This window comes from Kocuria rosea (assembly GCF_006094695.1).
GTDB classification, from domain to species: Bacteria; Actinomycetota; Actinomycetes; order Actinomycetales; family Micrococcaceae; genus Kocuria; species Kocuria rosea.
Genome location: NZ_CP035103.1, coordinates 527,648 through 546,179, shown reverse-complemented (window position 1 = coordinate 546,179; position 18,532 = coordinate 527,648). Strand labels below are relative to the sequence as shown.

Below are 18,532 nucleotides of genomic sequence, written 5' to 3'. Positions count from 1 at the left end.
GCCGGCGTGACGAACGTCCCCGGAGTCCTCCGGTGACCCGCACGGCCGTGGTCGGCGCGGGCATCGTGGGCCTGGCCGCCGCCCACGCCCTGCGGGCGCGCGGCGCCGACGTGACCCTGTACGAGTCCGGGCCGCCCGGCGGCGGGCAGTCCGCCGGGCAGGGCCGGATCTTCCGGCACGCCCACGAGGACCCCCGGTTGGTGGCGCTGGTCGCCCGCAGCCGGGCCCTGTGGCGGGAGTGGGAGCAGGAGTTCGGCGTCGAGCTGGTCTCCCCCGACGGCGCCGTGGCGATCGGGGATGGCGTGGAGGGCAAGCTCCGCGCCCTGGAGCCGTTCGAGGACGTCCCCGTGCGGCGCCTGTCGCCCGCGGAGCTGCACGAGCGGCTGCCGCTGCTCGCCGACTGGACCGGCCCGGCGATGCTCGACGTCCGCGGCGGCGCCATCCGCACCCTCGCCGCCGTCGCGGCGCTGTCGCGCCGGCTCGAGGGGTCGATGCTGCGCGAGCACGTGCTCGCGGTCCGGCGCACGGGCACGGGAGCGGTGGAGGTGCGCACCGGGACCACCGGCGAGACCTACGACCACGTGGTGCTGTGCGCCGGCCGGGGCACCGCCCCGCTGGCCCGCGGCGCCGGGCTCGACCTGCCCGTGGCGGTGGGCGCCCACGTCCGCCTCACGTTCGCCGTGGCCCCGGACGGACCGGCCCTTCACGGTCCGGTCCCGGACGGCGCGTCCCCCGGTGCCGCCCGGGGCCTGCCGACCTTCCAGGACGGCAGCGGGGCCTTCGGCGAGACCGGCGTGTACGCCGCGCCGTATCCGGACGGCCGCCACTTCTCGGTGGGCCTCAGCGCCGACACGCCCGCCCACCCGGACGGCGGCCTCGCCGATCCCGCGGCGCTCGCCGCCCTGGCCGACCGGACCGTGGCCTACGTGCGGCGCGCCCTGCCCGGCCTGGACCCGCGCCCGGTGGACCACGTGCACTGCTGGGTCACCCGGCTGCCCTGGGGCGACGACGGCGTGGGGATCTGGTCCGAGGACGGGCTCACCGCCCTCGCCGGGCACAACCTGTTCAAGCAGGCCCCCGCGCTCGGCGAGGCGCTCGCCGGGACCGTGCTGACCGGCACGGTCCCCGGCCACCTCCACCACGGGGAGCAGCTGGGCCGCTCGGCCGGCTGAGCGGACCCGGTAGCGCGTCCGAGCGGGCGCCTAGCCTGGAACGTGTCGGAGGTCACACCGCATCGTGTCCGGGTCCCGGACGCCGTGGCGGACCCCCGGCGGCACCGCTGCACCCGCTTCCCGGAAGGACCTTCGCCATGACCACGCACACCGAACCCTGGCCGGCCGGCACGCCCTGCTGGGTGGACCTGATGGCTTCTGACCTGGGCCGCACCCAGGCCTTCTACCGCGACGTGCTCGGCTGGACCTACTCCGAGTCCCAGCCCGAGTACGGCGGCTACTGCAACGCGCTGCTCGGCGGTCGGGCCGTCGCCGGGCTCTCCCCCACCATGGAGGGCATGGCCGACGCCCCGCACGTCTGGTCGGTCTACCTGGCCACCGAGGACATCTCCGCCCATGCCGCCCGGGCGGTCGAGGCCGGGGCCACCCCGGTGTTCGAGCCCATGGAGGTCGGGGCCTTCGGCTCCATGGGGATGTGGGTCGACCGCACCGGGGCGGCCTTCGGCATGTGGCAGGCCCACGAGCACACCGGCTTCGAGGCGTACGGGGAGCCCGGCGCGGTGGTCTGGTGCGATCTCATGACCGGGGATCCCGCCGCCGCCCAGGGCTTCTACGCCGCGGTCTTCGGCTACGCCTACCAGGACATCGGCGACGACCGGATGCCCTACGCCCTGTTCACCGTTCCCGGCGGGCAGATGCCCGCCGGCGGCATCGGCGGTCTCGACCCCGCGGCCGGTGACGCCCGGCCCGGCTGGTCGGTCGCGTTCCAGGTCGAGGACGTCGACGCCGCCGTGCGCCGCGTGCGCGAGGCCGGGGGGTCGGTCGTCCAGGAGCCCTCCGACTTCGAGTACGGGCGGATGGCAGCCGTCGCGGGACCCGACCAGGAGGTCTTCGTGCTGATGACCCCGAAGGAGGAGATGTAGCTCCCCTGCCGGGGCGCCTCAGCCCCGGTCGAGGCGTCCCAGCGCCGCGGCAACCGGGCGGGCGCCGGCCAGACCGGGCAGCGCGGCGAGGTCCTCGTCGACCGCCAGCAGGTCGGCACGGGCGGCCGGGTCCGCGAACAGCCGGCTGACCCACGCCCGGTGCGGACCGGGGTCGCCGTAGCGGGTGCCGGGCCACCGCCACCGGGCCGCCCCGGAGCGGGCGAGCCGGCGCGCGCTCGCACTGCGGTCCAGTCGCGCTCCGGCCTCCTCGGCGAAGAACGCCAGGTGCCGCTCCTTCAGTCCCACGATCTCCCGGGCCGTACCGGCCAGCCGGGGCTCGACTGCCCCCAGCCGCCGGTAGACCGCGGCGAGCACGGCGGTGTCGAGTCCTCCGGTGACCATCTGGGCGCCGGTGGTCTCGGCGCCCAGCAGATTGCTGGAGACCGCGCCGAGCGCGGGCCGGGCCCGTTCGTCCCAGGTCCGCCGGGCCCGGCCGAGGGGCGTGTCGGCGGGCTCCCGGGCCGTGCGGCCGTTGGCAGCCAGGACAGCTCCCAGGGTCTCGGCGAGCCAGTGCTGCTCGTAGGCCCACGCGGTGAGGAAGGCCGTCACCCGGGCCTCGGCGTGGGTGGGGGTGACCAGCAGGTCCCGCAGCCGGTCCAGCAGGCCGCGCTCGACGCACCACAGGTGCGCCAGCACCTCCAGGGTCCCGGGGTCGAGGTCGTTCAGGGCCTGGAGGTCGAGGTCGGCCGGGCGCAGCGCGTGCGGGTCGCGCGCGTAGGCGCGCACGTCGAACCCGGGTGCGCGCACGTCGGACCGGGGGCCGCCCACCGCGGAGATGCTGCTCGCGCTCACGCGGCCACGCCCCGGGCGTCCAGGGCGTCGGCCACCACCGTCAGTCCCTCCATGCCGGGCAGCTTCGCGATCTGGCGGTCGATGGCCTCGACCTCCCGGCGGCCCTCGGCCCCGGCGAAGAGGTGGCCCATGACGTGGGTGACCTCCTCCTCGGGCGAGACCCCGGAGCCGACCGGCTGCCAGGCGGTGCGCAGGGCCAGGCGGGCGAGCTTCTGCGCCTTCGGGCTGTCCTGCAGCCGGGCCCGGGCCTGGGTGGTGTAGAACGCGATGTGCTTGGTCTCCTGCGCGGCGATGCGCCGCAGCAGCGGGGCGAGCACGGGGTGGTCCTCGAGCGCGGCCAGGCGCCGGTAGGCGGCGGCCGCGGAGCGTTCGTTCACCGCGCCCCAGAGCATGTGCACGGCGACGAAGTCGGTGCCCACGATGTTGGACAGCAGCGACTGCTTCACCGGGTTGATGCGGTCGCGCCAGCCGAGCTTGACCCGCTTGGCCTTGAGCTCGTCGAAGGCCACGGTGATCCCGTGCAGGGACAGCACGTGGGCGAGGGCCTCCCCGTGCCAGAACTCCTCCCGGTTCCACATGGTCATGAAGGTGCTGACCTCGGGGTCCTTGCGGGAGGGGCTGACGAGCATGTCCCGCAGGTAGCAGACGGTGTGGAACTCGACGTCGCACATGTACCGCAGCGTGCGCAGCGTCTCCGGGGGCAGGGGGTCCTCGCGCAGGGCCTCGAGCCCCAGGTCCTCCCAGTGCAGACTGGTGGACTCCTCGGCGAACCGGTCGATGTCGAAGGCCATGACGCCTCTTTCTCCTCCTCGATGGGGTGCTCTCGTGAGGATGTTCGGCGCCGGGGCGGCATCGGATGGGTGGGTCCCTCCACGGCGTGGACCTCGAGGTCCGGGTCGGGGAGGCGCCCTGGATGGAGCGGATCTCCCCCTTCCACTGGTACATCGGCGCCGAACCGCCGGCCACCGGTGTCGACTGGTCCGGTCTGGGGCTGCTGGCCGCGCCGGCGGTCCTGGCGGCGGCAGGGGGCGCCGCTGCCTTCGAGCGGCGCGACCTCATGGTCTGATCCACGGGCCTGTCCTGGCGCGTCACCGGGCGTCCGGACGGGCACGACGTCCCTGCGGCCCCGCGCGCAGGGACGTTCCCACCGTCAGGCCAGGGGAACCCGTGCCCGGACGTCGCCCAGCCCGCGGGCGAGCACGAGCTCCCCGCCCCCGGCCAGGGGTGCCCAGGTGCCGGCGGCGTCGTCCCAGCGGCGGAGCAGCCGGTCGTCGCAGCGCACCCTGACGGCGGCCGCGGCCCCGCTGGGGACGTCCACCCCCTGGTAGCCGATCAAGCGGATCGGCTGGTCGTCCTCGGCCGGGTCCAGGTAGACCTGCACGGTCTCCCGCGACGCCCGGGACGAGGTGTTCGTGAGCTCGACGTCCACCACCGGTCCGCCCTCGCCCGCCCGGGCCCGCACGGTCCCGTACTCCCAGGTGCCGTAGCCCAGGCCGTGCCCGAACCAGAACAGCGGGGCGGGGGCGTGCCCGGCGTGGTAGCCCCGGTGGCCGATGAACGTGCCGTCGTCGTAGCTCAGTGCCCGGTCGCCGTCCGGGACCACGTCCCACGCCGGGGCCGCCCCGTCCGCGGCGGGCCAGGAGGTGACCAGTCGCCCGGTGGGCTCGAGTGCGCCGGTCAGGGCGGCGGCCACGGCGTGTCCTCCCTCCTGACCCGGCAGCCCGGCCACCAGCACCGCGTCCACCTGGTCCAGCCAGGGCATGAGCACGGGGGTGGCGGCGTTGACGACGACCACGGTCCGCTCGGCGGCGGCGGCCACGCGTCGCACGAGATCGTCCTGGCGCCCGGGCAGGACGAGGGTCGTCTTGTCGGCGGCCTCGGTCTCCTGCTCCTCGGTCAGGCCGACGACGACGACGGTGGTGCCGGCGGCCGCCGCCGCGGCCTCGGCGGCGGTGAGCAGGTCGTCGTCGGGGCGCGGGGCCGGGGCGGCCACCAGGGCCGTCTTGCCCGCCGTGGTCATCTGCAGCAGATGGCTCTCCTCGGCCAGTCCCAGACCCGGATCGCCCAGGAGCACCTCCCGCCAGTCGACCGGGGCCGGCGCCACGGTGGCCGTGAGGGCGGCCGCAGCCGGCAGCTCCACGGTCTCGGCGAAGGCCGGCGGGCGCAGCATCGCCTCGCCCGGGTCCTGCCCCTCGAGGCGCAGCTCGGCCGACAGCTCCTGCCCCTCCGCCACCAGGTCCCAGCGCCCGGCGCCGACGGCGCCCAGCCGCACCGGTCCCGCGTCGTTGGCCAGGACGGTGGTGAGCACCGCGGTGGCCGGGACCGCGCCGAGGTCGTCGTGCCCGTCGAGCGAGATCGCCGGGGAGTCGGAGTGGTACCGGGTGAGCTCGGTGCCGTCGGCGCCGAGCAGCACCACCTGCATCCCGGGGGTTCCGGTGGCCGGATCCGTGAGGAAGGCGGGGTCCGCGGGGACCGGGCGGGTCCGCACGGCCGGTCCGTCGGCCACGCGCACGCGGTCCCCGAGCAGCGCGGCCAGCCCCTCGGCGATCGTGGACAGGTAGGGCGGGTTCACGACCGCCGAGCCCCCGCCCATGTCCACGGTGTCGATCGCGTGCCGTCCGATCAGCGCCACGTCCTGGCCGGCATCCCCCTCCACGGCCAGGGGCAGGACGCCGTCGTTCGCCACGACCGTCATGCCGCGGGCGGCGATCCGGCGCAGCTGTTCCTTCCGCTGCGGGGAGTCCACCGCGGGCAGGTCCTGGGCCCACGGGCGGGACTGCCGCCCCGGCGGGGTGAGCCCGCCGACCCGCTCGGCCAGGCGCAGCAGCCGCAGCACGTGGTCGTCGATCGTCTCCTCGGCGACCTCACCGGCCCGGACCGCGGTCACGAGGCGCTCGCCCCAGGGCCCGCCGGGGCCGGGCATGACGAGGTCCAGGCCGCCGCTGGCGGAGGCCGCGGTGCGCTTGGTGGCGAACCAGTCGCTCATGATCAGCCCGTCCCAGCCCCACTCGCCCTTGACGATCCCGTTCTGGACGTGGTCGTGCTCCGTGGCCGCCACCCCGCTGACATCGTTGTAGGCGGCCATCATCGACCAGGCGCCCGCGTCCTGGACCGCCATCTCGAAGGGCAGCAGGTACAGCTCGCGCAGTGCGGTCTCCGGGACCCGGGAGTCCATGAAGTTGCGCAGCGTCTCGGACTCGTTGGCCACCAGGTGCTTCAGGCATGCGGCGGTCCCGCGCTCCTGCATGCCGCGCACGTAGGCGGCCGCCGTGCGCCCGGTGAGGTACGGGTCCTCGGAGTAGGCCTCGAACAGCCGCCCGCCCAGCGGAGTCCGGTGCAGGTTGATCGTGGGACCGAGGACCACGTGGATGTGCTGGCGCTGGGCCTCCTCGGCCAGCATCCGCCCCACCTCCTCGGCGATCCCGTCGTCGAAGGCCCCGGCGATCAGGGTCGCGCTGGGGAACAGGGCCACGGCGTCCCCACCCACGAAGGTCAGCCCTCGGACGCCGGTGGGGCCGTCCGAGAAGGCCAGGGCCGCCAGGCCGATCCTCTCGTTGCCGGGCAGGGTGAAGGCGGTCTCGCCGGTGAGCAGGTGGACCTTCTCCGCCAGGGAGAGCCGGTCGACGAGCTCCGTGAGGCGGGCGGCCCGGCCGGAGGTCCGGATGGCGTCGGTCATGGCGGTGTCGCTTTCTCCCGGGGCGTGCTCCTCACCGTGCCACAGATCGCTCACGACCGGCAGGCGGGGCTGAGCACCCGCGGTTCGTAGCGGACGGGTTCGAACGTCCGGGCCACGAGCTCCCGCAGGGCCTCCAGGGTGCCGGAGAGGACGCCGGCGGCCCGCAGCTGGACCAGGACGTTGCCGATCGCGGTGGCCTCCACGGGGCCGGCGTGCACGGTGCGGCCGGTGCGGTCGGCGGTGAGCTGGCACAGCAGGGCGTTCTGCGAGCCGCCGCCCACCACGTGCACGGTGCGGATGCTCCGCCCGGACAGCCGCTCGGCCTGCTCGATCGTGGTGGCGTAGGCCGCGGCCAGGGACTCCAGGATCGAGCGCACCACCTCGGCGCGGCCGCGCGGGGGCTCGACGTCGTGCTCCCGGCACCAGGCGGTGATGCGGGCGGGCATGTCCCCCGGGGCGGTGAAGCGGTCGTCGGTGGCGTCGAAGACGGCCACGGGACGGGTCACGGCGGCGGCCTCGGCGAGCAGGGCCGCGAGGTCGCTGCTGCGCTGGGCGTCGGTGGCGCCGGGCCCGTCCCAGGTGCGCATGGACTCGGTGAGCAGCCACAGCCCCGAGACGTTCTTCAGGTAGCGGACCCGCCCGTCCACCCCGCCCTCGTTGGTGAAGTTCGCCGCCCGGCTCTCCTCGCCGAGCACCGGTGCCTCCAGCTCGATGCCGACCAGCGACCAGGTCCCGGAGGAGATGAAGGCCGCGTCCTCGGCGGTGCTCGGCACGGCGGCCACGGCGGAGGCGGTGTCGTGGGAGCCGACGGCGGTGACCGGCAGGCCCGGGCCGGCGCCGAGCTCGGCCGCCACCGCCGGCAGCAGCTCGCCGATCGTGGTGCCGGGGGCGACGACGGGGGCGAGCAGCTCCCGGGCGAACCCGAGCTCGTCCAGCAGCCCGGTGTCCCACTGCCCGGTGCGGGCGTCGAGCAGACCGGTGGTGGAGGCGTTGGTGGCCTCGGCGACCTGTTCCCCTGTCAGCCAGTACCCGATCAGGTCGGGGATCAGCAGCGCCCGGTCGGCGAGCTCCAGCGTCCCGGCGGCCCGGTCGGCGGCGAGCTGGAAGACCGTGTTGAACGGCAGGTGCTGCAGCCCGTTGCGCCGGTACAGCTCCTCCGGGCCTACTTGGGCGTGCACCGTTGCCACGCCGGCGGCGGTGCGCTCGTCCCGGTAGTGGTAGGGCACCCCGAGCATCCGTCCGTGGCGCAGCAGGGCGTAGTCCACCGCCCAGGAGTCGACACCGACGGAGGCGACGCCGGGCTCCTGGCGGAGGGCCTGGGCCAGCCCGGCGGTCACGGACCGGTGGAGCTCGGTGATGTTCCAGTGCAGCCCGGCCCGGTCCCCCTCGTGCAGGCGCACGGGCTGGTTGGGGAAGCGGGCCACGTGGCGCATCCGGAGCCGCCCGTCCACGAGGCCGCCGAGGATCACGCGCCCGCTGGTGGCCCCGAGGTCGACGGCGGCGACCGCCGCGGTGCTGCGCACCGGGCTCACCGGAGGAAGGCGGCGGCCACGCCGGCGTCGACGGGCACGTGCAGGCCGGTGGTGTGGGAGAAGTCAGCGGTGCACAGGGCGAAGACCGCGTTGGCGACGTTCTCGGGCAGGACCTCCCGCTTGAGCAGGGTGCGCTGGGCGTAGTACGCGCCCAGCTCCTCCTCCGGCACGCCGTAGACCGCGGCGCGCTTGGCGCCCCAGCCGCCGGCAAAGATCCCGGAGCCGCGCACCACGCCGTCCGGGTTGATGCCGTTGACCTTAATCCCGTGCTCGCCCAGCTCGGCGGCGAGCAGCCGGACCTGGTGGGCCTGGTCGGCCTTGGTGGCGGAGTAGGCGATGTTGTTGGGCCCGGCGAAGATCGAGTTCTTCGAGGAGATGTAGACGATGTCCCCGCCCAGCCCCTGGGCGATGAGCACGCGGGCCGCGTTCTTGGAGACCAGGAAGGAGCCCTTGGCCATCACGTCGTGCTGCAGGTCCCAGTCGGCCTCGGTGGTCTCCAGCAGCGGCTTGGACAGCGACAGGCCGGCGTTGTTGACCACCAGGTCCAGCCCACCGAAGGCCAGCACGGCCGCCTCGATCGCGGCCTGCACGGCGGCCTCGTCCGAGACGTCGACGGCGACGCCGACGGCCACGTCGGTCCCGCCGAGCTCCGCGGCCGCGGCGCGGGCCTTCTCCGCGTCCAGGTCGGCGATGACCACGCAGGCGCCCTCGGCGGCCAGGCGGGTGGCGATGGCCCTGCCGATGCCCGAGGCCGCCCCGGTGACCAGGGCGATCCGGGTGGCCAGCGGCTGGGGCGCGGGCATCCGCGCCAGCTTGGCCTCCTCCAGGGCCCAGTACTCGATGCGGAACTTCTCGGCCTCGTCGATCGGGGCGTAGGCGGAGATGCCCTCGGCCCCGCGCATGACGTTGATCGCGTTGAGGTAGAACTCCCCGGCCACCCGGGCGGTCTGCTTGTCCTTGCCGAAGGAGAACATGCCCACCCCGGGGACGAGCACGATCGCCGGGTCAGCCCCGCGGATCGCGGGCGAGTCCGGGCCGGCGTGACGGTCGTAGTAGGCCTGGTAGTCCGCGCGGTAGGCCTCGTGCAGCTCCCTCAGCCGTGCGACGCAGTCCTCGACCGGGGCACCGGCGGGCAGGTCCAGGACCAGGGGCTTGACCTTGGTGCGCAGGAAGTGGTCCGGGCAAGAGGTGCCCAGCGCGGCCAGGCGCGGGTGTGTGGTGCCGGCCAGGAACTCCAGCACCCGGGCGTCGTCGGTGAAGTGGCCCACCTGCGGGCGGTCGGCGGAGGCCAGCCCGCGGATCACGGGGGCCAGGGCCGCGGCCTTGGCCCGGCGCTGCTCCTCCGGCAGCGCCCCGTAGCCGTCCAGGACCGGGCCGAAGGGCTCGGGCCGGCCGTGCTGGTCGATGTACTGCTCGGCGGTGCGGATGATCCACAGCGAGTTCTGCTCGGACTCCTCGCTGGTGGCGCCCCAGGCGGTGATGCCGTGCCCGCCGAGGATGCACCCGATCGCCTCCGGGTTCGCGTCCTTGATCGCCGCGATGTCCAGGCCCAGCTGGAAGCCGGGGCGGCGCCAGGGCACCCACACGACCTTCCCGCCGAAGATCTCGGCGGTGAGCCGCTCCCCGTCGGCGGCGGTGGCGACCGCGATGCCGGAGTCGGGGTGCAGGTGGTCCACGTGCGGGGCGTCGACCAGCCCGTGCATGGCGGTGTCGATGGACGGCGCCGCCCCGCCCGCCCCGTGCAGGCAGTAGTCGAAGGCCGCGACCATCTCGTCCTCGTGCTCGACCCCGCGGTAGACGCCGGTCAGCGCGCGGACCCGGTCCAGCCGCAGCGCCGCGAGGCCCCTCTCGGTGAGGGTGCCGAGGTCCCCGCCGGAGCCCTTGACCCACAGCAGCTCGACGCCCTCGCCCGTGACGGGATCGGTGGCGGTGCCCTTGGCGGAGGTGTTCCCGCCGGCGTAGTTGGTGTTCTTCGGGTCCGCGCCGAGCCGGTTGGAGCGGACGATCAGGTCGGCGACGACGGAGTGCGTGGTGGTCTGCATGATCAGGTGTCTCTCTGCGAGGTGGTGTGCAGGGGGTGAGGTCAGGAGGCCCAGGAGGCCTGGGTGCCGCCGACGCGCTCGGCGGCCAGGCGCTGCTGGTGCCCGGAGGCGGCGTAGGCGGCCATCGGGTCCGCCGGAAGGCCGCGGGCCTCGCGCCAGTCCGCCAGGGCGGGGCGGACGTCGGTGTAGAAGGCGTCCATCAGGACCTGGTGGGCGCCGAGCACGTCGCCGGCCTCCTGGGCGGCGGTCAGGGCCACCCGGTCCAGCAGCAGGGCGCGGGCGGTCATCTCCTGGACGTTGAGCACCGAGCGGATCTGGCCGGGGATCTTCTCCTCCACGTTGTGGCACTGGTCGAGCATGAAGGCCATGCCCGAGTCCGGGTCCAGGGCCCCGCCGCGGATCACCTCGACCATGATGCGGAAGAGCTGGAACGGGTCCGCCGCGCCCACGATGAGGTCGTCGTCGGCGTAGTTGCGGGAGTTGAAGTCGAAGGAGCCGAGCTTCCCGAGCCGCAGCAGCTGCATCACGATGAACTCGATGTTGGTCCCGGGGGCGTGGTGGCCGGTGTCGAGGCAGACGAGCGCCCGCTCCCCGAGGGCGGTGACCTGGGCGCAGGCCGTCCCCCAGTCCGGGACGTCGGTGTGGTAGAACGCCGGCTCGAAGAACTTGTACTCCAGCACCAGCCGCTGCTCCGCTCCGACCTGGGCGTAGATCTCCGCCAGCGACTCCGCCAGCCGGTCCTGGCGACCGCGCAGGTCCTGCTGGCCGGCGTAGTTCGAGCCGTCGGCCAGCCAGATCTTCAGGTCCCGCGACCCGGTCTCGGCCATGATCTCCAGGCACCGCAGGTGGTGGTCGACGGCCTTCCGGCGCACCGCGGGGTCCGAGTGGGTGAGGGAGCCGAACTTGTAGGCGTCGTCCTGGAAGGTGTTGGAGTTGATGGTGCCCAGCGCCACCCCCTGGTCGGCCGCGTACCGGGCCAGGGCCCCGTAGTCGTCCACCTGGTCCCACGGGATGTGCAGGGCGACGGTCGGAGCCAGTCCGGTGAACCGGTGCACCGTGGCGGCGTCGGCGATCTTCTCCTCGACCGTGCGCGGGGTGCCCGGGGTGGAGAAGACCTTGAACCGGGTCCCCGAGTTGCCGAACGCCCACGAGGGCAGCTCGATGGCCTGGGCGGCCAGCTGGGGCGCGATGTCGTCGAATGCAGTCATGGGCTTCACATCTTTCGTGCGGGGATCGGGGACGCGACCGGGACGGCGGCGTGCTCAGATTTTGAATCGTTTCATGACGATAGGCGGTGATCCGGATCACGTCAAGACCCGATCCGGGCTCCGATGACGAGGCCCTCCGTCCCCGTTGAAGATCCCGTCGGACAAAACTGAGGCAGGGGTATTGAAACGACTCAAAGTGTGACTACGATGGCCCGGTACTGAGAGGCACCTCACATGCCGCGGTCGGCGGGACGTCTGCCCTGCCCCGCGGAGCATCACCGCTTCTCCTCTCCGGCCGGTCGTTCCGACGGTCCCACCACGAAGGAGTCCCGCATGGGCGCCCACCCGTCCGCCGCGACGCTGCAGGAACTGATCGAGCTGCCCGAGGAGATCACCCGCACCCGCCGGTGCTTCCTCCTCCACGTCCGCCCCGAGAAGCTCGCCGAGTACGTCGAGGTGCACCAGCAGGTCTGGCCCACGATGCTCGCCGCCCTCCGGGAGACCGGCTGGCGCAACTACTCCCTGTTCCTGCACCCGGAGGACGGCCTGGTCGTGGGCTGCTTCGAGGCCGACGACGTCGCGTCCGCCCAGACGCTCATGGACGACCACCCGGTCAACGCGCGCTGGCAGGCCGAGATGGCCCAGTACTTCGTCGAGGGGTCGCACCCCGAACCGCTCCTCCCGTACTTCCACCTGGCCTGAGCCGGGACCACCACCCGCACGGCACCACCGTCACCGTCACCGTCACCGTCACCGAAGGATCACCCATGACCACCACGAAGCTCGGGGGCTGGAAGGCCACCATCGCGGTCTCCATGTCCAACTACATCGAAGCCGGGTCCATCATCGCGCTGGCCACCAGCCTGAGCCTGTGGCAGGAGTACTTCGGCTTCACGAACCTCGCCGTCGGCCTCGTGGCCGCGCTCAGCGCCAACGCCTTCGGCGCGGCCCTCGGCGCACTGATCGGCGGGCCGCTCGGCGACCGGTACGGGCGCAAGTTCATCTACACCTACGACCTGATCCTGTACATGATCGGCACCGCCTTCGTGATCTTCGCCGTGGCGCCGTGGATGCTGGTGCTCGGCGTGGTCCTGACCGGCATCGCCGTGGGCGCCGGCGTTCCCGTGGCCTGGACCTACATCGCCGAGGAGGCGCCGTCCGAGGCCCGGGCGAAGCACGTGGGCACCGCCCAGTTCGCGTGGTCCCTGGCCCCGGCGCTGGTGTTCCTGTTCGCCACCTTCGTGGTGCCGCTGGGGCTGCTGGGCACCCGCATCGTCTTCGCCCACCTGTTCGTGGTCGCCTTCGTCACCTGGTGGGTCCGCCGGGGCCTCTCCGAGTCCCACACCTGGAAGAAGTCCGACGAGGAGCGGCGCGCCTCGGAGGCCACCGGGATCAAGCGGCGCAACTACCGCGAGCTGCTCACCAACCGCACCAACCTCAAGGCGCTGCTCTTCCTCGTGGGCGTGTACGCGCTGTGGAACCTCGTCGCGGGGCAGATGGGCATCTTCATGCCGCGGGTGTACGAGACCGCCGGTGTCGAGTCGGCCACCCAGCAGAACCTGCTCCAGGTGCTGCTGTGGAGCTTCACGGTGCTGGCCACCTGGTTCGGCTTCATGCGCTACGGCGACCGGGTCGACCGGCGCCTGCTCTACGGCATCGGGGCGCTCCTGGGGATCGCCGCCTGGGTGCTGCTGGTCTTCGCCCACGTCACCATGCCGGTGCTGATCCTCTTCGCCGTGCTCTGGGGCGTGTCCGCCGGCATCGGCGCCCAGGCGTTCTACGCCCTGTGGGCCGCGGAGATGTTCGCGACCCGCTACCGTGCCAGCGCGCAGGGCGTGCTGTTCTTCGTCGCCCGCATCGTCGTGGGCCTGCTCAGCTACTGGTTCCCCACCCTGCTCGCCGAGCACGGCGTGCCCTTCGTGGGCATGATCATGATCGGGGCCCTCCTGGTCGCGCTGCTCGTCGGCGTGATCGGCGCCCCGGACACCCGCGGCAAGAGCCTGGAGCAGATCGAGGAGGACCGCTACGGGACGCCCGCCTCCCGGCCGGCCCAGCCGGTGGGCTGAGCCCGGCGCACCGCAGCGACACCACCGGGCCGCGGCCCCTCGGCGTGCCGGCCGGGGAGCCGCGGCCCGGTGCGTCGAGGGGACCGCGGCCCGCCCGCGCGCCGGGCACGCTGACCGCCCCCGGCGGCCGGATCGTTAGAATCGAGGACCTGGACAGTTCCGAGGGAAAGTGACGACGTGACCCCTGCGCGACCGGCGGTGAGCATCAAGGAGGTGGCCCGGGAGGCCGGGGTGTCCATCGGCACCGTCTCCAACGTCCTCAACCGCCCCGAGGTGGTCTCCGAGGACCGCCGCCGCCGCGTGCTCCGGGTCATCGAGGACCTGGGCTACGTCCGCAACGACGTCGCGCGCCAGCTCAAGGCCGGCCGCTCGCGCACCGTGGGGCTCGTGGTGCAGGACTCGGCCAACCCCTTCTACAACGAGATCGCCCTGGGCGCGGAGACGGCCGCCGAGCGGCTGGGCCAGGCCGTGATCATCGGCAACGCGGGGCTCTCCCCCGAGCGGGAGAGCCTGTACCTGGACCTGTTCGAGGAGCAGCGGGTCCGGGGCGTGCTCGTCACCCCCCAGACCCCGGAGCGGGCCCGCGTCGACGTCCTGCGCTCCCGCGGCACCCCGGTGGTGCTGGTGGACGAGCACGCGGCTCCCAGCGAGTACTGCTCGCTGGCCGTGGACGACGTCGAGGGTGGTCGCGCGGCCGTGGCGCACCTCCTGGGCACGAGCCGCCGGCGGATCGCCTACGTGGGCGGCCCCGACTCCCTGCACCAGGTCCGCGACCGCCGAGCGGGGGCGCAGCGGGCGGTCGAGGCCGTGCCCGGTGCGTCCCTGGAGTCCTTCAGCACCACCGCCCTGACGGTGCTGGAGGGACGCCGGGTCGGCGAGCAGATCCTCGAGCTCCCCCCGGAGCGACGCCCCGAGGCCGTGTTCGCCGCCAACGACCTGCTGGCGCTCGGGCTGCTGCAGGCCTTCGCGTTCACCCACCGCGTCCGGGTGCCCGAGGACATCGCGCTCATCGGCTACGACGACATCGACTTCGCGACCTCGGCGATCGTCCCGCTCTCCTCGATCCGCCAGCCCGCGCGGCTGATCGGGCGCACGGCCGTGGAGCTGCTGGAGGACGAGATCACCGACCCCGGCCACCACCACCGTCACGTGAGCTTCCAGCCCGAGCTCGTCGTCCGGGACTCCACCCGCCCCGCGGCCTGAGCCGCCGAGCGCCTCGCCCGGGCCCCTGGGGCTGCGTGGGCCCAGAAGTCACGCGGGCGCGAGCCGGTGCCGCAGCATCTCGACCCCGTCTCCCGCCAGCCGGTCCAGCCCGGCGCGGCGCCCCGTGAGCAGGAGCAGCAGCGCGGCGGCCGGTCCCCGGATCTCGGGGCCCTCGCCCGCGGCCCAGGAGACGTCGGTGGCGACGAACCGGAAGCCCTCCAGCGGCAGGTGCCGGAACACCCGCGCCGTGCGCGTGCCCCCGGTGGACCGCACGCGCTCCGCGGCGACGGCCGCGGCCTCCGGGGGCATCTCGAGCTCGAGGCCCAGCGGCACGGCGATGTCCTGGCCGTGCACCAGGATGTCGGTCAGCGTCTCGAGGCTCGTCACACCCACGTTGTGCCGCCGGGAGCCCACCGTGGCGCGGATGCCCGCGACCAGGCGGTCCGCCGGACGGCGGGCGCGGTCACGGGCGGACTCGAGGATGACGTGGTTGAGGCCGCCCGGGTGCCGCAGCGCGGACAGCAGCGCGGCGCCGAGACCCAGCTGCTGCAGCGTCAGGTGGGCGGCGACGTCCCGCACCGTCCATCCCTCGCACAACGACGGGTGGTCCCACTGCTCCCCGGAGAGCCCGGCGAGCAGGTCCGCCGTGCGCCGGCGCTGAAGGTCGATCACGGCCCAGACGTCGTCGTCGCCCATCGGGCCGGTCGTGCTGTGCTTCCGGACCGTGCTCATGGTCCTGCCTCCTCGCCCGCGGACGGGGCCGCCACCGGGCCCCTCGTGTCCTCCGGGTGACCCGATTATAGTTCGTTCATAGGACTATTTCGAGGGGCGGGCATGACAGGACAGCTCAGCATCGGGGTGCTCATGTTCATCGCGCACCGCTCGGCGGAGAACCGGATCGTGGAGGCGGTGCGTCGGGCCGGCTACACGGACCTCACCGTGCCGCAGGCGCGCATCCTGGCGCGGATCGGCCCGGACGGGACCCGCCTGTCCGAGCTGGCCGAGCAGGCGCAGGTGGCCAAGCAGACGGCCACGGTGCTGGTGGACCGGCTCGAGCGCGCGGGCTATGTGGAGCGCACGGTCGACCCTCGCGACGCCCGGGCGCGGCTGGTGCGGATCGCGGGCCGGGGAATCGAGCTCGTGCCGATCGCCCGCGCGGAGGAGGCCCGGATCGAGGCGGAGTGGAGTGCGCACCTGGGCGAACGGAGGATGCGCCAGCTGCGCGAGGCGCTCACAGCACTGCGCGAGATCACCGACCCGCACGCGGGGCCGGAGGAGCAGGGATGAGGCTCAGGCCTCCTTGGGGATGATGATCCACAGGGCGATGTAGACCAGCTCCCCCACGCCCACCAGGCCGAAGACGATGAAGCCCAGCCGCAGGAGGAACTTCGGCAGTCCGAAGCGGGCCGCCAGGGCCGCGCAGACGCCGGCGATGAGCTTGCCGTTGCGGGGGCGGACCAGAGAAGTGTTCATGTCCGGATCCTACCAACGCACCCCGGGACACGCCCGGGGGCGGGACCGTCCGGTCCGGGCGGAGCGGACGGCCCCGGCCGGCGTCAGAGGTCGACGACGCCCTTGTCGCCCTTGATCGTGTGGCCGGTGACCTTGGACTTCACGAGGTTGGCCACCTGGGTGACCTTGCCGCCGCCGGGGGTGTCCCAGTACTCGGCGGAGCGGCCGGTGACCTCGATCAGGATGTTGTTCGGGTTCTCCGGCCCGCCCTCGAGCCAGGAGCCGGTGAAGCTGTCCCACAGCTCCTTGAGCTTGGCCTCGTCGTTGAGCACCAGCGCCGTCCCGGTCAGCGAGACCCAGGCGCCGTCCCCGGCGTAGGCGACGTTCACGGCCGGCCGCTGCTGCAGGTCCTGGACCTGGTCCGAGGTGCGCTCGGCGATGAAGTACACGGTGCCGTCGAAGTCCACGTCCTGCGTGGCCATCGGCTTGGAGATCAGGTTCCCGTGCTCGTCCGCGTGGGTGAGCATGGCGATCCGGGTGTCCTTGATGAGCTGGCGCACCTTGGCGGTGCCGTTGTCCTGGTCGGTCATGGGGAGGTCCCTTCTTCGGTGGACTGCTGACGGTGTTCGACTGCTGAACTGCGGTCCGCGGCGCGGAGGGCCAGTCTATGAACCCCGAGCGCGTCGCACGAGGGGTGGGCCGGCGAACGGCCCCGGCCAGGCAGCGGGGAGGACCGCCGCTGCGTCCCTTCCTACCTGCCCTTCGGCGCCTCGGCGGCGGCCGGGACCACCGCGTTGCGCGCGGTGGAGACCGGCAGGTTCACGGGGCACGCCATCTGCCCGGCGAGGCGGTGCACCACGGCGAACGCGCTCAGGGCGAGCGCCAGCACCCCCAGCCACGGCTGGACGGGCGCGAACCACGTCAGGGCCCCGGTGGAGCCGAGTGCCAGCAGCGCGAGCTTGTTGCAGACCGGGCAGCCCATGGCGAACCAGGCGGCGAACGTGCCGACCGCGCCCAGCCGGGCGCTGCGGCGCTCGCCGGACTCGACGGCCCGGGCCACGGTGGCCGCGGCGACGTCGTCGTCCCCGGGAAGCGGGGTGCCGCCGGCCACGGGGGACACGTAGGAGGCCACGAGGACACCGGTGAGCGCCGAGGTGGCGATCCAGACGGGGTAGTTCCACCACACGGGCGGGATCTCGCGGCTGAAGAGGCCGTTGGGGATGAGCACGGTGGCGAGCCCCAGGACCACGGCGGTGGCGAGTCCCGCGAGCACCGCGACGCCCCACTGGCGCGGACCCCACAGTCGGAGGGCCTGGGTGGCGGGGCGGAGGCGCTGCGTCATGGGCGGGGTGCCTTTCGGTGGGACGGGGTGGTGCCCCCACTGTGTCGTGGATCGCGGTCCCGCACCAGCGCGGGGACCAGCCGCACCAGCACCACCATCCCCACCAGCTCGACCAGGGTCTGGGTGACGACGACGAACGGCGTCAGCGCGAGCCGCTCCGGCAGCGCCAGGGCCAGGGGGAGCACCACGAGGGAGTTGCGGGTGACCCCGCCGAAGACCAGGGCCCGAGAGACCGGCACGTCCAGGCGGGCGAGGCGGGCGGCCAGGATCCCGATCGGGACCATGAGCACCAGGAAGCCGGCGTAGAGCGGCACGACCGCCGCGAGGTCGGCCAGCTGCTCCCCCACCCCGCGCACCTGCGAGGCGATCACGGTGAACAGGGTCAGCGCCATGAGCGGCACCATCGCCGCGCCCGTCGCGGACTCCAGCCGCCGGGCCGCGGCGGAGCCGGACGCCGCCCGCTGCACGGCCGCCGCCGCGGCCAGGGGCAGCAGGATCAGGAGCACGAACGCCTCCGCGAAGGGGCCCAGCTCCACCAGGGCCACCGCCTCCGGGCCGGCGAGGAGCAGCAGGTAGGCGGGCAGGAGCAGCATCTGCGCGAGCATCAGCAGCGGGGCGGCCGCCAGCAGCCGGTCGGCGGCGCCCCCGGCGAGGCCGGTGAAGACGATGACGTAGTCCACGCAGGGGGCCAGCAGCACGAGCAGCACGCCCAGCAGCAGGGCCTCGTGCCCGGCGACCGGCCGGGACAGCCCGAGGACCACGACCGGGACGACCACGAAGTTCACCACCAGCAGCGCCGCGAGGAAGCGGAGGTCCGCGAAGGCCCGGCCCAGTGCGGCGAACGGGACGGCCAGGAACGTGGCGAACAGCAGCAGCCCCAGGACCGGGGTGATGGCCGGGGCGAGCGCCGGCGCGCCGGGCACCGTCCAGCCCACGAGGACCGCGGCCGCGATGGCCACCAGGTACACGGCCACCTGGTGGCGCTCGGCCCGTGCGGCGACTGTCGGTGCGTTCACCCGCCCAGCCTAGGGGCAGACCCTCCGGGGGGGGACCGGCGGCCGTCG

Annotated in this window: 18 protein-coding genes; 7 read left to right on the top strand and 11 right to left on the bottom strand. The window is 73.9% G+C overall.

From position 1 onward, the window contains the following. Nucleotides 1-32 precede the first annotated feature (32 nt). Complete coding sequence (locus tag EQG70_RS02480) at nt 33-1,172, top strand: NAD(P)/FAD-dependent oxidoreductase (RefSeq protein WP_109269204.1); 1,140 nt, start codon at nt 33-35, stop codon at nt 1,170-1,172. Nucleotides 1,173-1,309: 137 nt separating this feature from the next. Next, nucleotides 1,310-2,095 carry a VOC family protein gene (locus EQG70_RS02475; RefSeq protein ID WP_017834017.1) on the top strand — a complete coding sequence of 262 codons (786 nt, stop codon included), beginning with the start codon at nt 1,310-1,312 and terminating at the stop codon, nt 2,093-2,095. Nucleotides 2,096-2,113: 18 nt separating this feature from the next. On the opposite strand, the gene EQG70_RS02470 is transcribed toward EQG70_RS02475, so the two are convergent. Together EQG70_RS02470 and EQG70_RS02465 are read right to left on the bottom strand one after the other, a co-directional pair. Continuing rightward, nucleotides 2,114-2,947 carry a hypothetical protein gene (locus tag EQG70_RS02470; protein ID WP_109269203.1) on the bottom strand — a complete coding sequence of 278 codons (834 nt, stop codon included), beginning with the start codon at nt 2,945-2,947 and terminating at the stop codon, nt 2,114-2,116. Next, nucleotides 2,944-3,738: a hypothetical protein gene (locus EQG70_RS02465; protein ID WP_017834019.1), complete on the bottom strand. Its 795-nt coding sequence runs from the start codon at nt 3,736-3,738 to the stop codon at nt 2,944-2,946. Before EQG70_RS02465 ends, EQG70_RS02470 begins: the two co-directional genes overlap by 4 nt. A 65-nt stretch (nt 3,739-3,803) precedes the next feature. Here EQG70_RS02465 and EQG70_RS02460 point away from each other — a divergent pair, with 65 nt between their 5' ends. After that, nucleotides 3,804-4,013 (top strand): hypothetical protein, encoded by a 210-nt coding sequence (locus tag EQG70_RS02460; RefSeq protein WP_109269202.1) that lies wholly within the window; start codon nt 3,804-3,806, stop codon nt 4,011-4,013. Between the two features lie 84 nt (nt 4,014-4,097). Here EQG70_RS02460 and EQG70_RS02455 read toward each other — a convergent pair whose 3' ends face one another. The 4 genes from EQG70_RS02455 to rhaI are packed head-to-tail and all read right to left on the bottom strand — an operon-like array spanning nt 4,098 to nt 11,405. Further along, nucleotides 4,098-6,623: a glycoside hydrolase family 3 protein gene (locus EQG70_RS02455; protein ID WP_109269201.1), complete on the bottom strand. Its 2,526-nt coding sequence runs from the start codon at nt 6,621-6,623 to the stop codon at nt 4,098-4,100. Nucleotides 6,624-6,673: 50 nt separating this feature from the next. After that, nucleotides 6,674-8,146: a rhamnulokinase gene (locus EQG70_RS02450; RefSeq protein ID WP_109269200.1), complete on the bottom strand. Its 1,473-nt coding sequence runs from the start codon at nt 8,144-8,146 to the stop codon at nt 6,674-6,676. A gap of 5 nt (nt 8,147-8,151) precedes the next feature. After that, nucleotides 8,152-10,197 (bottom strand): bifunctional aldolase/short-chain dehydrogenase, encoded by a 2,046-nt coding sequence (locus tag EQG70_RS02445; protein WP_109269199.1) that lies wholly within the window; start codon nt 10,195-10,197, stop codon nt 8,152-8,154. A 41-nt stretch (nt 10,198-10,238) separates the two neighbouring features. Next, entirely contained in the window at nt 10,239-11,405 is a 1,167-nt protein-coding gene (gene rhaI / locus EQG70_RS02440) for an L-rhamnose isomerase (protein WP_109269198.1), read from the bottom strand. A gap of 333 nt (nt 11,406-11,738) precedes the next feature. Between rhaI and EQG70_RS02435 the strand changes: the two genes are divergently transcribed. From EQG70_RS02435 to EQG70_RS02425, 3 genes are all read left to right on the top strand, one after another. Continuing rightward, a complete protein-coding gene (locus EQG70_RS02435; RefSeq protein ID WP_035925296.1) occupies nt 11,739-12,107 on the top strand; it encodes an L-rhamnose mutarotase in 369 nt (122 codons plus the stop codon). A 65-nt stretch (nt 12,108-12,172) separates the two neighbouring features. After that, complete coding sequence (locus EQG70_RS02430; RefSeq protein ID WP_017834026.1) at nt 12,173-13,471, top strand: MFS transporter; 1,299 nt, start codon at nt 12,173-12,175, stop codon at nt 13,469-13,471. 177 nt (nt 13,472-13,648) lie between these two features. Beyond that, entirely contained in the window at nt 13,649-14,674 is a 1,026-nt protein-coding gene (locus EQG70_RS02425; protein ID WP_035925293.1) for a LacI family DNA-binding transcriptional regulator, read from the top strand. A 48-nt stretch (nt 14,675-14,722) separates the two neighbouring features. On the opposite strand, the gene EQG70_RS02420 is transcribed toward EQG70_RS02425, so the two are convergent. After that, the gene (locus EQG70_RS02420) at nt 14,723-15,406 is read right to left on the bottom strand and encodes a maleylpyruvate isomerase family mycothiol-dependent enzyme (protein ID WP_197722641.1); all 684 of its coding nucleotides are present in this window, start codon (nt 15,404-15,406) and stop codon (nt 14,723-14,725) included. A gap of 102 nt (nt 15,407-15,508) precedes the next feature. On the opposite strand from EQG70_RS02420, the gene EQG70_RS02415 reads away from it, so the two are divergent. Beyond that, nucleotides 15,509-15,961 carry a MarR family winged helix-turn-helix transcriptional regulator gene (locus tag EQG70_RS02415; RefSeq protein ID WP_109244246.1) on the top strand — a complete coding sequence of 151 codons (453 nt, stop codon included), beginning with the start codon at nt 15,509-15,511 and terminating at the stop codon, nt 15,959-15,961. 3 nt (nt 15,962-15,964) lie between these two features. Here the strand turns inward: EQG70_RS02415 and EQG70_RS02410 are convergent, their stop codons facing one another. From EQG70_RS02410 to EQG70_RS02395, 4 genes are all read right to left on the bottom strand, one after another. Then, entirely contained in the window at nt 15,965-16,147 is a 183-nt protein-coding gene (locus tag EQG70_RS02410; protein ID WP_017834030.1) for a PspC domain-containing protein, read from the bottom strand. An 83-nt stretch (nt 16,148-16,230) separates the two neighbouring features. Beyond that, nucleotides 16,231-16,716: a pyridoxamine 5'-phosphate oxidase family protein gene (locus tag EQG70_RS02405; RefSeq protein WP_109244245.1), complete on the bottom strand. Its 486-nt coding sequence runs from the start codon at nt 16,714-16,716 to the stop codon at nt 16,231-16,233. A 161-nt stretch (nt 16,717-16,877) separates the two neighbouring features. Further along, a complete protein-coding gene (locus tag EQG70_RS02400) occupies nt 16,878-17,468 on the bottom strand; it encodes a hypothetical protein (RefSeq protein WP_109269197.1) in 591 nt (196 codons plus the stop codon). After that, on the bottom strand, nt 17,465-18,484 hold the full coding sequence (locus EQG70_RS02395) for a bile acid:sodium symporter (RefSeq protein WP_109269196.1): 1,020 nt from the start codon (nt 18,482-18,484) through the stop codon (nt 17,465-17,467). Before EQG70_RS02395 ends, EQG70_RS02400 begins: the two co-directional genes overlap by 4 nt. Between the last annotated feature and the right edge of the window lie 48 nt (nt 18,485-18,532).